Source organism: Leucobacter sp. G161 (genome assembly GCF_001482305.1).
Lineage (GTDB): Bacteria > Actinomycetota > Actinomycetes > Actinomycetales > Microbacteriaceae > Leucobacter.
The window spans coordinates 84,342-98,649 of sequence record NZ_LOHP01000060.1 but is presented as its reverse complement, the minus strand read 5'-3'; the positions used below and the strand labels follow the sequence as shown (position 1 = coordinate 98,649).

Annotated in this window: 11 protein-coding genes and 2 tRNA genes; 4 read left to right on the top strand and 9 right to left on the bottom strand. The window is 64.9% G+C overall.

The genetic code is table 11. The annotated features are described in order from the left end of the window. The first annotated feature begins 93 nt into the window (after window positions 1–93). Together AUL38_RS07955 and AUL38_RS07950 are read left to right on the top strand one after the other, a co-directional pair. A tRNA-Ile gene (locus AUL38_RS07955) sits at window positions 94–167 on the top strand. Between the two features lie 182 nt (window positions 168–349). After that, on the top strand, window positions 350–1,648 hold the full coding sequence (locus AUL38_RS07950) for a hypothetical protein (RefSeq protein WP_059060858.1): 1,299 nt from the start codon (window positions 350–352) through the stop codon (window positions 1,646–1,648). 118 nt (window positions 1,649–1,766) lie between these two features. Here AUL38_RS07950 and AUL38_RS07945 read toward each other — a convergent pair whose 3' ends face one another. The 6 genes from AUL38_RS07945 to aceE all read right to left on the bottom strand — a co-directional run bounded on the left by AUL38_RS07945 (window position 1,767) and on the right by aceE (window position 9,463). Further along, window positions 1,767–3,008, bottom strand: coding sequence for a beta-ketoacyl synthase (locus AUL38_RS07945; protein WP_059060856.1), 1,242 nt, complete (start codon window positions 3,006–3,008; stop codon window positions 1,767–1,769). Between the two features lie 134 nt (window positions 3,009–3,142). Then, a complete protein-coding gene (locus AUL38_RS07940; RefSeq protein ID WP_010157098.1) occupies window positions 3,143–3,391 on the bottom strand; it encodes an acyl carrier protein in 249 nt (82 codons plus the stop codon). Window positions 3,392–3,498: 107 nt separating this feature from the next. Continuing rightward, window positions 3,499–4,530, bottom strand: a complete 1,032-nt coding sequence (locus AUL38_RS07935) for a beta-ketoacyl-ACP synthase III (protein WP_059060854.1) — start codon at window positions 4,528–4,530, stop codon at window positions 3,499–3,501. Further along, on the bottom strand, window positions 4,520–5,437 hold the full coding sequence (locus AUL38_RS07930) for an ACP S-malonyltransferase (RefSeq protein ID WP_059060852.1): 918 nt from the start codon (window positions 5,435–5,437) through the stop codon (window positions 4,520–4,522). Before AUL38_RS07930 ends, AUL38_RS07935 begins: the two co-directional genes overlap by 11 nt. Before the next feature lie 79 nt (window positions 5,438–5,516). Next, the gene (locus tag AUL38_RS07925; protein WP_059060850.1) at window positions 5,517–6,725 is read right to left on the bottom strand and encodes a CdaR family transcriptional regulator; all 1,209 of its coding nucleotides are present in this window, start codon (window positions 6,723–6,725) and stop codon (window positions 5,517–5,519) included. An 11-nt stretch (window positions 6,726–6,736) separates the two neighbouring features. Beyond that, window positions 6,737–9,463: a pyruvate dehydrogenase (acetyl-transferring), homodimeric type gene (gene aceE, locus AUL38_RS07920; RefSeq protein WP_059060848.1), complete on the bottom strand. Its 2,727-nt coding sequence runs from the start codon at window positions 9,461–9,463 to the stop codon at window positions 6,737–6,739. Between the two features lie 249 nt (window positions 9,464–9,712). Between aceE and AUL38_RS07915 the strand changes: the two genes are divergently transcribed. Next, on the top strand, window positions 9,713–10,174 hold the full coding sequence (locus tag AUL38_RS07915; RefSeq protein WP_059060846.1) for a peroxiredoxin: 462 nt from the start codon (window positions 9,713–9,715) through the stop codon (window positions 10,172–10,174). Window positions 10,175–10,249: 75 nt separating this feature from the next. Here the strand turns inward: AUL38_RS07915 and AUL38_RS07910 are convergent, their stop codons facing one another. From AUL38_RS07910 to AUL38_RS07900, 3 genes are all read right to left on the bottom strand, one after another. Beyond that, window positions 10,250–12,082, bottom strand: a complete 1,833-nt coding sequence (locus AUL38_RS07910; protein WP_083506724.1) for a BCCT family transporter — start codon at window positions 12,080–12,082, stop codon at window positions 10,250–10,252. A gap of 264 nt (window positions 12,083–12,346) precedes the next feature. Continuing rightward, a complete protein-coding gene (locus AUL38_RS07905; RefSeq protein WP_059060844.1) occupies window positions 12,347–12,586 on the bottom strand; it encodes a hypothetical protein in 240 nt (79 codons plus the stop codon). Window positions 12,587–12,925: 339 nt separating this feature from the next. After that, a tRNA-Val gene (locus AUL38_RS07900) sits at window positions 12,926–13,001 on the bottom strand. A 230-nt stretch (window positions 13,002–13,231) separates the two neighbouring features. On the opposite strand from AUL38_RS07900, the gene AUL38_RS07895 reads away from it, so the two are divergent. Beyond that, on the top strand, window positions 13,232–14,299 hold the full coding sequence (locus AUL38_RS07895; RefSeq protein WP_059060842.1) for a DUF998 domain-containing protein: 1,068 nt from the start codon (window positions 13,232–13,234) through the stop codon (window positions 14,297–14,299). Window positions 14,300–14,308 lie beyond the last annotated feature (9 nt).

Sequence of the window (14,308 nt, the reverse complement as noted above, 5' to 3'; positions counted from 1 at the left end):
GATCCGACAGGAGTGGCGGTAGCGGCCGTTCGCCTTCGGGCGTTTGCGTTACTCATCGGGCTGTGTGCTGCGATAAGCTGGTGCAGTTGTTTCGGGGCGGTAGCTCAGTTGGTTAGAGCACACGACTCATAATCGTTCGGTCACGGGTTCAAGTCCCGTCCGCCCTACCGAGGCGCCCGTTGTGCGGGTACGCGATTTCCGGTCTTTCCTGAAGATCCGGGTCCGTCCGAAAGCGCCACACGAATCTTCATAGCAATGGCATAGTGAGAGCGTTCTGTGTCGAGCAGCGGCGCGCCGCCTCACGCAGGGCAGATTCGCATCTTCTATCTTGCTCTCGCTAAGGAGAACTATGAAACTGCAGACCTCGGCGCTCGGTGCGCTCCTCGTCACGGGGGCGCTGCTGCTCACGCCCCTCGCCGCACACGCGACAGACGCGCACAGCGAAAGCCCGGTCGCTCCGACGGGGAAGCAGCTTGCCGCCGCGCCGCTCGCGCAGAACGACGACTTCGCCGAGTACCTCGATGCAGACGGCTTCTGGAAGGAAATCCCCGAGGCCCTCCCGTTCGATCAGCTCTTGACCGCTGAAGTGTCGAACCTGGACACGCGCCCGGTATCGGGCGGCGTCCACGTGAGCTTCGACTACGACCGGGCGCCAAAGTTCCGGCAGGGCTACTACAGTGTCCTCGTTGACGGCGAGGTCCACGGGGAGCTCTTCAACGAGTTCTTCGGGCCGGGCTCATACGACGAGTTCATTCCGCTGTCGACTGGCTCGCACACGGTCGTCGTTCGGGGCTGGTACAACACCGAGGCGGGGAGCGCTTGGAAAGAGTTCGACACGCACACGGTCGACGTGCCCGCCCCAGAAGCGAGCGAGGAGACGCGAACGGTGAGGGTCGATGGCATCAATATTGGCCCAAGCGAGCGCAGAGGTGGGTTCGAGCTTGGCTTCTCGTACTACCTCGCTGAGGGCGTGAGCGAGGGGGCAATCCGGCTGCTGATCAACGGCGAGCCTGTGCAGCCCGATCCGATGCAGGTCACCGCTGATGGGCGTTTCGAGACATTCGTGCCTGGCGACTACGGGACGTACGACATTGCCATTCACGGCCTGTATGTGTCACCGGGGCAGGCAGTTTGGGGGCAGGAGTTCGCAACCACGTACCGCTTCCAGAAGCCAACGCAAGAACATACGCTCGTGACCCCGCTGGCCGCAGCGAAGGCTGCCTCAGCAAACGTTGTCACTGTCCCGGCTCTCGGAACTGGCTACACGTACGCCACGGGCGCTGGAGCGCCGTTGGCGCCCGGCAGTTACACCCTGCAGGTTGGAGAAACGCTCTGCGTCGTCGCGACGCCCCTGGCCGGATACGCGTTCCCTACCGGCTCGCAGCACGAGTGGTGCTTCACCGGAGCAAAGCTCGCCGGTGGTCAGGGCACGGATGATGGAACTTCCGGTGGCGAGGGCCCAGCTTCGGGCGATGACGGTCAACAGCCCGCGGGGAGCGCGGATCGCCTGAATTCGAGTGCACCTGCGAAGCAGATTGACGCGATCGCGGCAACGGGATCGAACGCCGGACTGCTCGTGGGCGGCGCGCTCTCACTCCTTATCCTTGGGGGCATCGTCACCGTTATCGGTAGGTCCCGCAGGGCCTGACCCGACCGCTCATCGAATGCCGAGAGGCTCTGATGGTGCTGGCACACTGCCAGTCACCTCAGAGCCTCTCGGTGTTGCTCCGGTTCACCCGGGCAACGGTGCTGCTGTCGCGGTGTCGTTACGCGTCGTATGACCGAATTGCGACGACGGCATTGTGCCCGCCGAAGCCGAACGAGTTCGAGATCGCGAGCTGCGGGCCATCGCCGAGCGGCTGCGCCTGGCCGGACACCTGCAGCGGGATCTCGGGATCCTGATCGACGAGGTTGATCGTCGGGGGAGCGACACGGTTGTGCACCGCGAGCACGGAGAACAGTGCCTCAAGGGCGCCGGTCCCGCCCAGCAAGTGGCCGGTGGCCGCCTTCGTTGCCGACACGGGGATCTCGCGTGCGCGATCCCCGAATACGCCGAGCAGCGCAGTGTACTCGTTGATGTCACCAACGGGCGTCGACGTTGCGTGCGCGTTGATGTGCGTGACGTCCTCGGCGTGGGCGCCGGCCTGCGACAGCGCAAGCTTCATCGCGCGGATGGCGCCGTGGCCCTCGGGGTCATTCGCCGTGATGTGGTACGAATCTGCGGTGACCCCGCCGCCCGCAATCTCGGCGTAGATCTTCGCGCCGCGATCAAGCGCGTGCTCCTCGGTCTCAAGCACGAGCGCAGCTGCGCCCTCGCCCATGACGAAGCCGTCGCGGTCCGTGTTGTAGGGGCGCGAGGCCGTCTCGGGGGAGTCGTTTCGACGCGACAGCGCCTGCATTGACGAGAACGAGGCGAGCGTGATCGGGTGAATCGCTGCCTCAGACCCGCCGACGATGATGACGTCAGCGAGGCCAAGCTGCAGGTGCTCGTAGGCGTTCGAGATGGATTCGGTGCTCGAGGCGCAGGCCGATGCCACCGTGCGTGCGAACGCGCGTGCCTCGAAATGCATTGAGATCGCGGCTGCGGGGGCGTTCGGCATCAGCATGGGCACGGTGAGCGGCATTACTCGACGCGGGCCCTTCTCCCGAAGTGTGTCCCACGCATCAAGCAGGGACCAGATGCCACCGATGCCGGTGGCCCAGTCAACGCCCAAGCGCTCGGCGTGCACGTCGGGGGAGCCGGCGTCAGCGAATGCTTCCTTCGCAGCGACGAGCGCAAACTGGCTCGACGGGTCGAGGCGCTTGGCAACTGGGCGTTCGAGTACCTCGGTCGGGTGAACGCGGGCTTGCCCAGCGAAGGTGACGGGGAGATCGTACTTCTCGACCCAGTCGGCCTCGATGGTCCGCACGCCTGACTCGCCGGCAAGGAGTGCTTCCCAGCTCTCCGGGGCGGTCCCGCCGAGTGGCGAACTCGCGCCAATACCAGTGACGACAATCTTCTTGCTCATGTGTGTGGCTCTCCGCGTGGGTTTCGGGAGTCTCCTTGTGAGAGACAGCCCGTAAAAGTCTGTGGGGTGAAGCAGGCGGCAGGGAAGGGGGCTGCCTCAGCAGAGCCAACCCTTCCCAGCCGCGAAAGCTTCGCTTAGGCCTGAGCCTTGACGATGAAGTCGACTGCGTCGCCAACGGTCTTGAGGTTCTTGACCTCTTCGTCGGGGATCTTTACGTCGAACTTCTCTTCTGCGTTGACGACGATGGTCATCATCGAGATCGAATCGATGTCGAGGTCGTCGGTGAACGACTTGTCGAGTGCGACGACGTCGGCCGCGATTCCGGTCTCGTCGTTGACGAGCTCAGCGAGGCCTGCGAGGACCTCTTCGTTGCTGAATGCCATTGGATTCTCCTTATTTGATGGGGGTTTGTAGTAAACCTCGTGCAGTAGTTTCTCGCAACTTCCCCGGGGAAGTCGACAGGGCGCGCGGGGCGCGCCCAGAGCGGGAGCTACGGAAGTTCGATGATCTGCGCGCCGTAGACGAGGCCGGCACCAAAGCCGATGGTGAGCGCGAGGCCACCAGAGAGCTCGGGGCGCTCCGCGAGCAGTGCGTGCATTGCGAGCGGGATCGATGCTGCAGAGGTGTTGCCCTGCATCTCAATATCGCGAGCAATGGCGACGGTTTCGGGAAGCTTGAGCTGCTTGGCGAGCTCATCGATGATCCGCATGTTTGCCTGGTGCGGGATAAACGCCGCGAGGTCTCCGGGCTCGATCCCCGAGGTCTCGAGCGTCTTCCGAGCGACCTTAGCCATCTCCCACACTGCCCAGCGGAACACGGTCTGCCCGTCCTGCCGCAGCGTCGGCCACGCGACGACGCCTGGCGCCTCGCGGTACTCCTCGAAGGTGGAAGTCATGCTGATGGTGTCCCACTTCTCGCCATCAGAACCCCAGACCGTTGGGCCAATGCCGGTGTGGTCGCTCGGGCCGACAACAACAGCGCCTGCGCCGTCGCCGAGTAGGAACGAGATCGAGCGATCCGTCGGATCGACGACATCGGAGAGCTTCTCCGCGCCGATGACGAGCACGTTCTTGCAGACGCCTGAGCGTACGAGCGCATCGGCCTGGCCGACGCCGTACACGTACCCGGCGCAGGCGGCCGAAATGTCGAACGCAGCGGCAGGGGTGAGCCCCAGGCGGTGCGCGGCGAGTGCGGCCATCGAAGGCGTGACCGCCACGTTTGAGACGGTCGAGATGATGACGCCGTCAATGTCAGCACGATCAAGGCCTGACTTCGCGATCGCCTCTTCGCCCGCCTCTACGGCGAGATCAACCGCGCCGATGTGCTTGCTGGAGCGACGGCGCTGGACAATGCCGGTGCGCTGGCGGATCCACTCGTCAGACGAGTCGATCGGCCCGACGAGATCGTCGTTCGGCACGTTCAGATCGCCGCGAGCGGCCCCAACTGCGAGCACGCGCGTGTGCGCTGGTCCTGTGGGTTGTACGAGGGTTGCCACGATTCGATCCTTTCGATCAGGCTGCATCGGCGAGAAGCTGCACTGCAGCCTCAAGATCAGCCGGGGTCTTAACAGCAACAGCAGGAACGCCCTTGAGGCCGCGCTTGGCGATCCCCGTGAGCGCGCCGGCGGGGGTGAGCTCGATGAGCCCTGTGATGCCGGCGCCGGTAAACGACTCCATGCACGCGTCCCAGCGAACCGGGCTCGCGATCTGTGACACGAGCGAGTCGCGGAAGCCCGCGCCGGAGGTCACGAGACCACCGTCGGCGTTGCTCCAGAGCTGGCGCGTCGGGTCGTTCACCTCGGTCGCAGCGGCTGCCTCGGCGAGAACGGGGACTGCGGAGCCCATGTAGCTGGTGTGGAACGCGCCGGCGACCTGCAGTTGGATGACCCGGGCACCGCGAGGCGCGCTCTCCGCGAGGGCGGCGAGGCCTGCGAGGGAACCCGCGGCGACGATCTGCCCGCCACCGTTCCGGTTCGCGGCAGTGAGGCCTGCGGCCTCAATTGCCGCAAGCACGTCGGACTCGACGCCACCGACGACCGCGGACATGCCGGTCTGCTCAGCCGCTGCGGCTTCCGCCATCGCGCGGCCACGGACACCAACGAGGCGCATCGCATCGGTCTCGCTCAGCACGCCAGCGGCTGCTGCCGCGGCGAACTCGCCAACCGAGTGCCCGGCAACGCCAACCGTGCTGAGGTCGACCCGCGCAGCAAGCGCGCGCCAGGACAGCAGCGAGGCAGCAACAATGAGCGGCTGCGCGATCTCCGTGGCACGGATCGTGTCGGCGTCACTCTCCGTTCCGTGACGGAGCAGGTCGACGCCGGAGGCATCGGACGCAGCCTCGAGGAAGGTGCGGGAGGCCGCATCTTCGATCCACTCGGAGAGGAAACCGGGGGTTTGGGAGCCCTGACCCGGGCAAGCGATAACAATCACGTCATTTAGTTTCTCAGATGACGGGGCATCTGTCTGCATATAGTCGACGATAAATGCGAAGAATCATTGTAGGAACCTTCTAGGAGGCCCGTTTGGGAGGGCGTCGGCCGCCCTGCTGAGCGATAGAACCGGCGATGAGCGCGGACTGCAGGATGAGCGATTCCCGGGCACCGGTTGCATTCCAACCGATGACCTCGGACACCTTCTTCAGGCGATAGCGCACCGTGTTCGGGTGCACGAAGAGCTCCCGTGCCGTCGCCTCGAGCGAGCGACCATTGTCGAGATAGCACCAGAGCGTCTCCATGAGTTCCGCGGAGTGCGTGAGCAGCGGCTCATAGATCTGCTCGATGAGGGTCCGCCGAGCGAGGCCATCGCCAGCGAGCGCGCGCTCCGGCAACAAATCATCCGCAAGTACCGGCCTGGGAGCGTGGCGCCAGGCGCGGGCTACCGCGACACCCGCGAGCGCGGCGCGCGCGCTCTTAGACGCCTCGATGAGATTGTCAACGGTCGGCCCGAGCACGAGTGGACCGTCAGCGAAGCCATCGGAGAGCCGCCCCGCAATCTCGAGGAACGTCCGAGGCGGCTCCTCGGCGGTCGGCGCCGGCGCGCCATCGACTGCTGGCGGTGCCATCCGGCCGAGGACGAGCACGAGGCGGGTCCCCTGGAGACCAATCAGCACATCCGCGCCCGCGTGACGGGCGGTGCGGCGCAACTGATCCACGTCTACCGAGCGTTCCGCGCTCCCCACCAGCACCGCAGCCTCGCCGTCGCCGTGCCACCCGAGGGCCGCGATCCGGCTCGGCAGTTCGTCATCAGACTCGCCCGTGAGGATCGAATCGACCACCAGCGCTTCGAGCCTGGCATCCCAGAGCCCTCGGGCCTCAGCCTGCCGCGCATACACATCGGCGGCGGCAAACGCCACATCGCGCGAGTAGTGGAGGATCGCCTCGCGGAGCGAGTGGCTCCGCGGGGCGACGCGCTCCTCAACCACGGTGACTACGACGCGGATGAGCTGCAGGGTTTCCTGCAGGCTGATCGAACGGAGCAACTCGCGCGGTGCGGAGCTGAAGACGTCGGAGGCGATCCAGGGAGTCGCCCCGGGATCCTCGTACCACTGGATGAACGAGCTGATCCCGGTCTGCGCGACCAGTCCAACCGCCGAGCGGCGGCTCGGGGGCATGTTCCCGTACCAGGGGAGCGTGTCCTCGAGCCGCGTCACGGTCAGCGTTGCCAGCTCGCCCGAAATGGTGCGAAGCCAGGCCAGTTCCTGCGCTCTATTAGTAGTCATACGACGGCTCGTTAGGCGTCCCCGCCCGCGCCGCCGGTCGTTCCGGCGTTGACGTCGTCCAGGCGGTACCGCGCTGCTGCCTCGACGGCGACGCTCGCGTCGATCTTGCCCTCGACAGCGAGGCGCTGGAGCACCTTCACGACGAGCGACTCGCGATCGATCTTGAAGAAGCGTCGTGCGGCCGCGCGGGTGTCGGAGAAACCGAAGCCGTTCGCGCCGAGTACCGAGAAGTCTCCCGGAACGTACGGGCGAATCTGCTCGGGTACCTCGGGGGTCCAGTCGCTTACTGCGACCTTCGGGCCCTCGGCTCCTGCGAGCTTCTCGGTGAGGTACGCGGTGCGCTGCTCGCCACCGAAGTTGTTGAAGTTGTGCTGCTCGGCGGCGAGGCCGTCGCGCTGCAACTCAGACCAGCTCGTGACGCTCCAGACGTCTGCGGCAACGCCCCAGTCGTTTGCGAGGATCTCCTGCGCCTCGATCGCCCACGGCACGGCCACGCCGGAGGCGAGGATCTGTGCTCGGTGGGTGCCGCCCTTGGCCTCGCTCACGCGGTGCAGACCACGGACGATGCCGTCGACGTCAACGCCCTCGGGCTCGGCCGGGTGGATCATCGGCTCGTTGTACACCGTGAGGTAGTACATGACGTTCGGGTCCTCGTGCTCGCCACCGTACATCCGCTCGATGCCCGAGCGCATGATGTGCCCGATCTCATAGCCGTACGCCGGGTCGTAGGAGACGACAGCGGGGTTCGTCGACGCAAGCAGCAGCGAGTGACCGTCTGCGTGCTGCAGGCCCTCACCCGTGAGGGTGGTGCGGCCGGCGGTCGCGCCAATCATGAAGCCACGCGCCATCTGGTCGCCTGCGGCCCAGATTGCGTCGCCCGTGCGCTGGAACCCGAACATCGAGTAGAAGATGTAGATCGGGATGAGCGGCTCACCGTGCGTCGCGTATGAGGTGCCGACGTTCGTGAACGCGGCTGCCGCGCCCGCCTCGTTGATGCCAACGTGGAGGATGACACCCTGCGGGCTCTCCTTGTACGCGAGCAGCAGCTCACGGTCGACCGAGGTGTAGTTCTGGCCGTGCGGGTTGTAGATCTTCGACGTCGGGAAGTACGAGTCCATGCCGAAGGTGCGCGCCTCATCGGGAATGATCGGCACGAAACGCGCGCCCATTCCCTTGTCGCGCATGAGGTCGCGGAGCAGGCGCACGAAGACCATCGTGGTCGCGGCCTCCTGCGTGCCGCTGCCCTTCGCGGCGACCGCGTAGCTCTTCGGCTCGGGCAGCGTCAGCGGGATGTGCGTTGCGCGACGCTCGGGCGGGTACCCGCCGAGCTCGCGACGACGCTCGTGCATGTACTGGATGGTCGGATCGTTCTCACCCGGGTGGTAGTACGGGGGCAGTGCCGGGTTTTCCTCGAGCTGCGCATCGGTGATCGGGATGTGCATGGTGTCGCGGAACAGCTTGAGGTCGTCAAGCGTCATCTTCTTCATCTGGTGGGTCGCGTTGCGGCCCTCGAAGTGCGGACCAAGGCCGTAGCCCTTAATGGTCTTCGCGAGGATGACGGTCGGGCGGCCCTTGTGCTCGGTCGCGGCCTTGTACGCGGCGTAGACCTTGCGGTAGTCGTGGCCACCCCGGCGCAGGCCCCAGATCTCGTCGTCCGAGTAATCCTTCACGAGTTCGAGCGCGCGCTCGTCCTTGCCGAAGAAGTGGTTGCGCACGAACAGGCCGCTCTCGGCCTTGTACGTCTGGTAGTCGCCGTCGGGCGTGGTGTTCATGATGTTCAGCAGCGCGCCGCTCTGGTCGCGGGCAAGCAGGTCGTCCCACTCTCGGCCCCAGATGACCTTGATGACGTTCCAGCCGGCACCGCGGAAGTAGCTCTCGAGCTCCTGGATGATCTTGCCGTTGCCGCGTACGGGACCGTCAAGACGCTGCAGATTGCAGTTGACGACGAACGTGAGGTTGTCGAGGCCCTCGTTCGCGGCGACCTGGAGCTGGCCGCGGCTCTCGACCTCGTCCATCTCGCCGTCACCGAGGAACGCCCAGACGTGCTGGTCGCTCGCGTCTTTGATGCCGCGGTTGGTGAGGTACTTGTTCACCTGCGCCTGGTAAATTGCGTTGATCGGGCCGAGACCCATCGACACGGTCGGGAACTGCCAGAACTCGGGAGCGAGGCGCGGGTGCGGGTAGCTTGGCAGCGAGTTCGGGGCGTGCGACTTCTCCTGGCGGAAGCCGTCAAGCTGGTCGGCCGACAGCCGGCCCTCGAGGAATGCGCGCGAGTACATGCCGGGGGAGGCGTGCCCCTGCACGAAGATCTGGTCTCCGCCGCCCGGGTGATCCTGGCCGCGGAAGAAGTGGTTGAAGCCGACCTCGTAGAGCGACGCCGCTGAACCATACGTTGAGATGTGGCCGCCGACACCAATGCCGGGCCGCTGCGCGCGGTGCACGGTCATGGCCGCGTTCCAGCGGATCCACGACCGGTACTGGCGCTCAGTATCGTGGTCGCCCGGGAAATCTGGCTCGTTCTCAGACGCGATCGTGTTCACGTAGTCGGTGGTCGGGACCATCGGCACGCTCAGGTGCAGCTCGCGCGAACGCTCGAGCAGGCTTGTCATGATCTCGCGACCGCGGCCTGGGCCATGCGTGTCGACGACGCCATCGAGGGACTCGCGCCATTCGGCGGTCTCAGCGGGATCCATGTCTTCGTGATCCTGGGAGTAAGGATCTTGTGTGTTCACAGCCACGGAAAATGCTCCATTCGCCACCACGCGCAAAACCATGGGCATGTGGGTTCAGCCCCGTTGAGCACGCAACTCAAAAAACGCCCCGCAGGTTAGCGGGCATCTCCCAGACTAGCGAACATCCACCACCGAACGGGGAATCAGAGGGGTGTCTGTGTCATTCCCAAACAATCTTCAGGCCCTTTCGCGGCTAGTCTGGGGAAGTTGGGAATTCGCACAGCGGCGTTGAAAACGCCCGAAAGGTTGATGAACATGGTTCTAGAGGTGGGCGCAGTCGCGCCAGATTTCACGCTTTCCGATCAGCACGGCGAGGAGCTCACGCTGAGCGAACTCGTCGCAGAGGGCCCCGTGGCACTCGTGTTCTTCCCGCTCGCGTTCTCGGGCATCTGCACGGGTGAGCTGTGCGAGCTGCGCGACAACCTGCAGATCTTCGAAGACAGCAAAGTGCGCCTGCTCGGGATCTCTGTGGACTCGGTGTGGGCGCTCAAGGCCTGGGCCGAGACCGAAGGCTACGAGTTTTCGATCCTCTCCGACTTCTGGCCGCACGGCGCAGTCGCGAAGGACTACGGCGTCTTCGTCGAAGAAGCTGGCATCGCCACCCGCGCAACGCTCGTCATCGGGGAGGGCCGCAAGGTGCTCGCCTCGTTCGAGACCGCCCCGGGCCAGGCTCGCGACTTTGGCGCGTACCGCGACGCGATTGCTGCGATCGGCTAAGGGTCCCTCGGACGAACCGCGGCCCGGCCAGAGCTTCACGCTCTGGCCGGGCCGCGGTTGTGTCTGCGGGTCAGGCTACTTCTTGTGCTGTGGGCGACTGGTTGGCCGCACCGGGAAGACGCCGCGGGTGCGCGAGATTCGGTAGTCGATGCGGTCGTTCACATAGCTTTCCATCTCCGCATTGTCGGCGAGCGAGCCTGCCCACTGGCTCGTCATGTGCTCCGTGAGGCGCTCGAGCCGTTGGGTCCGTTCTGCACGCTCGAGTACCTTGTCGTCGATCCGCAGCGCCTTGAGCGTCGCGAAGGCCATCAGCAACAGAATGACGCTGAACGGAAGGGCTGTCGCCAGTGCAGCCGCCTGCAGGGATTTCAGCCCGCCGGCGAGCAGCAGCGCGATGGCGACGAGTCCCTCGATGACGGCCCATAGGATGCGCGACCAGGCGGGCGGGTTCGGGTGGCCACCCGAAGCGAGCATGTCGACCACGAGCGATCCGGAGTCGGAAGACGTGATGAAGAAGATCGCGACGAGGATGATGCCGACGATCGAGAAGATGGTGCCGAACGGGAGATCGCCAAGGATCTTGAAGAGCACGCTGTCGATGTTCACGGTGCCGTCTTCGACGAGGTCACCCGCGCCGAAGAGTTGCCTGAATAGCCCGCTGCCGCCGAGCACCGAGAACCAGATGATGCCGACCAGGGTCGGCACGAGCATGACGCCGGCAATGAACTCACGGATCGTGCGGCCGCGCGAAATACGTGCAATGAAGATTCCGACGAACGGCGACCACGAGATCCACCAGCCCCAGTAGAAAATCGTCCAGTTCGCGAACCAGCTGTTCGCCTCGCCGCGCTGGAACGCGCCGACGTCGAACGTCATCTGCATGAAGTTGGCGAGGTAGAAGCCGAAGGACTCAGTGAGGTTCTGCAAGAGGAAGAGCGTCGGTCCGAGTAGCAGCATGCTGATGAGCAGCGCGCCGGCAAGGCTCAAGTTGATGTTCGAGAGCCACTTCATGCCAGCGCCGATGCCGCTAACGACTGAGAGCATGGCGATGAGGGTGACAGCGATGATGAGGATGACGAGCAGCGTGTTGTCCGCGCGGTCGACGATGCCGATCTCGACCATGCCAGCCGAGATCTGCTGGACCCCGAGGCCGAGCGAGGTCGCAACGCCAAAAACGGTGCCGAGGATCGCGAGCACGTCGATGAGGTCACCCGTCCAGCCCTTGACGCGCTCGCCGAACAGTGGCTCGAGCGCCCAGCGGATCGAGACCGGTCGGCCGCGCCGGTGGATCGCGTATGCGATCGCCAGCCCGATAATCGCGTAGATAGCCCAGGGGTGAATGCCCCAGTGTACAAAGGTCTGTGCCAGGGCGAGGCCCGCAATTTCGCTCTGGCCGCCCTCCCAACCCGGCTTCGGGTCGACCGTGGCGTAGGTGAGAGGCTCTCCGACACCGTAGAACACGAGGCCAATGCCCATGCCGGCAGCGAAGAGCATCGAGAACCACGACATGAGCCCGAACTCAGGGGTGTCGTCGTCTTGCCCAAGCCGGATACGTCCAAGTCGGGAGAACCCGATGAACGCAGCCACGGCGATGAAGACTGCGACGACGAGCATGTAGTACCAGCCGAGGTGCTCCACAATCCAGCCCTGCACGCTGCTGAAGGTCTGTTCTGCGGCGTCTGGCAGCGCGACCGCGTACCCGACGAGCGCGAGGATGATGATCAGGGCAGGCCAGAACACGCGAGGCGAGATCATGCCTCGGCCGATGCGCACGCCGTGTGTGCGCAGCTTTGCGGTAATCCGCTCGTCACTGTCGTCATCCGAGATCTGCACGGCCTCGTGGAGGTGAACCGTGTCGGGAAGATCCTGGTCCCCGGGTTCGAGCAGTAGCGCGCCCGTGTCAGGCATGGGCTCGGCAGAGAGTGCGGCCTCGGGTTCGCTGGCGTGACTGACGCCTTCGGAATCGGGGGTGGTGTGCTCGGGTGAGCTCACGAGATCATCTCCGTCGGGGTGTCGCGTCGCGTCGCAAGGGAGCTTCTCCCATGCTGTGCAACTGATATGAGAGTCCAAGCCGCTCGGTTGAGCGATGCAAGGGACTATCTTTGCACAGCGATGCTGTTGACGCTAGGCGAGCCGGCCTGCGCGGGTGAACGCCATGCCCCCTGGCCGGGGCTAACTTTCCGCTTCGCGACGCTTGTTGCGGCGGACACGCTGCACGGCGGGCCAGCCCATCATGCACCCGACAATCACGAAGAGCGCGCCTTGGGAGAGGCCCAGCACGCTGATGTCGGACATGACAACGCGGGTGATGAGGAGCACGAGTCCGCACGCAACCATGAGTGCTGAGAAGATCACGGTGCCCATCGCCGGTCCGCGCTCGCGCCCGCCGATCACACGGTTCGGATCAGTCATGATGTGTGCTCCATCCCCCTCGGTGTCGAAGCAGCCGCAGCGATCAGTGTGCCCTGCAGCCTACGCCGAGACGTTCTCTGAGTCTACGAGCACACCTCGAATGAATGGAAGGCCCGAAGATCTGTGATTGTGCGAACGTAGGCCCGGAAACGGCCGGGCGAGGATATCTTGAGGCGATCCAATATCTTTGGGGAAGAACGGGGCCTCGGTGGGGAAGAACGGGCCTGGGCGGGGCAGCCCGCGGGTATCTCTCCGCGGGCATCTCTTCCCCGGAGAGCTCGCTGGTGCAACGAACAACGGGAGCCTCGGAATTATCCGAGGCTCCCGTTGTGTAGGAAATGGTGGGCCCGGCCGGGATCGAACCGACGACATCCACGGTGTAAACGTGGCGCTCTACCAGCTGAGCTACAGGCCCTCCGCTCGCGAAAGCGAACTCGATCAGTCTAGTGTGGAATTGCGTCGCACACGAATCCTGCTGGGCGCGTGTTGCTCGAAACGAATGGAGAGTCCGTGCCTGCGTCAGCGCCAGAAGATCCGACACGCCTGTCATTTCAAGGGGAAGTTGACCCGCACGCGGATTCTGTGACTACCTCGGCCCAGCCAACACGCCCGCTGCCCGACTCTTGCGATGGCGGTACCCCGGGCGTGGCTCGGGGGAGTAGGCCTTCGGCGATTGAGGCCCGAGCAACGCAGTGGGCCATCGCCGCGTTCTTCATTGCGGCCGCGCTGACAGCGATCCTCATGACGGGCACGAGACTCCCGCTTGCCGGCAGCGGTTCGCTGGGCAACATCGGCGCGTGGTGCGCGGGCGGCGGGGCTGGGCTCGCCTTTGCGGCAGCGTTTCTGCTGGAATCCCGCAGGGGGCGCGATAGCTGGCGACGCGAGCTGCCGAGAGCAAAGCGAGTGTTCGATGTCCTTGCGCTCACGCTCGGGGCAAGCATGCTGTCCTATCTCGCGATCATGGCGATCGCGAGCCTGTTCGGTCTGGGGTTCCAGGGCCTGACCGTCGATCCCTTGGGTGGTGGGGTGCTCGCTGGGGCTGCGGCAGCGGCAATGACCTATGCTGGCGCCCTCGCCGGTTCGCGTGTTCGCTCCGAATCGGTCGCTCTACTCGCGACGATGCAGCTCTTTATTGGCACCATGGCCAGCATGGTGACCTCACCCGATACGTCGTGGTGGCAACTCCACTTCTCGCAGCTCGGCAACGAGGGCGGTGCGGCGGGCTACCGCTTTAACGTGTCGCTCATTCTCACAGGCTTCGTGCTGACGGTGCTTGCCAACTACATTGGACGCGACATCGAGAGCGGCCTTCGGGCACGAGGCGCAGCAGATCCCGCCCTCGTCCGTACCCTGAGCTGGCTCTTCGCCGGCATCGGAATCTGCATGGCGATCGCCGGGTTCGTGCCCGACGCTGAGAACATTGCTGTGCACGTTGGGTCCGCATCAGGCATGCTCGTGCTCTTCGGGGTCTTCGTGTTCATGGCGCTCCGACGCATCGTTGGTGTGCCGCGAGACCTCGCCGTGTTCTCGCTCATTGTGGTGGTCGGTATCGTCGTTGCTGTGCTGCTCTGGATTCCCTTTGGCTACTACAACCTCACCGGCACGGAGTTCATGGCGGCGAGCTTGCTGTTCGCCTGGCTCATGGTGTTCGTGCGCACCATGGGCGCGTACGCCGCTCCGGGAATAGCCGAGCGCACGCCCCGGTTGGGGTAGGTGGCACGA

What these genes read in the sequence shown, in the direction of transcription:
- AUL38_RS07950 (WP_059060858.1), top strand. Translation starts at nt 350, where the DNA reads ATGAAACTGCAGACCTCGGCGCTCGGTGCGCTCCTCGTCACGGGGGCG.
- AUL38_RS07945 (WP_059060856.1), bottom strand. Translation starts at nt 3,008, where the DNA reads ATGAGCAAGAAGATTGTCGTCACTGGTATTGGCGCGAGTTCGCCACTC.
- AUL38_RS07940 (WP_010157098.1), bottom strand. Translation starts at nt 3,391, where the DNA reads ATGGCATTCAGCAACGAAGAGGTCCTCGCAGGCCTCGCTGAGCTCGTC.
- AUL38_RS07935 (WP_059060854.1), bottom strand. Translation starts at nt 4,530, where the DNA reads ATGCAGCCTGATCGAAAGGATCGAATCGTGGCAACCCTCGTACAACCC.
- AUL38_RS07925 (WP_059060850.1), bottom strand. Translation starts at nt 6,725, where the DNA reads ATGACTACTAATAGAGCGCAGGAACTGGCCTGGCTTCGCACCATTTCG.
- AUL38_RS07915 (WP_059060846.1), top strand. Translation starts at nt 9,713, where the DNA reads ATGGTTCTAGAGGTGGGCGCAGTCGCGCCAGATTTCACGCTTTCCGAT.
- AUL38_RS07910 (WP_083506724.1), bottom strand. Translation starts at nt 12,082, where the DNA reads ATGCCTGACACGGGCGCGCTACTGCTCGAACCCGGGGACCAGGATCTT.
- AUL38_RS07905 (WP_059060844.1), bottom strand. Translation starts at nt 12,586, where the DNA reads ATGACTGATCCGAACCGTGTGATCGGCGGGCGCGAGCGCGGACCGGCG.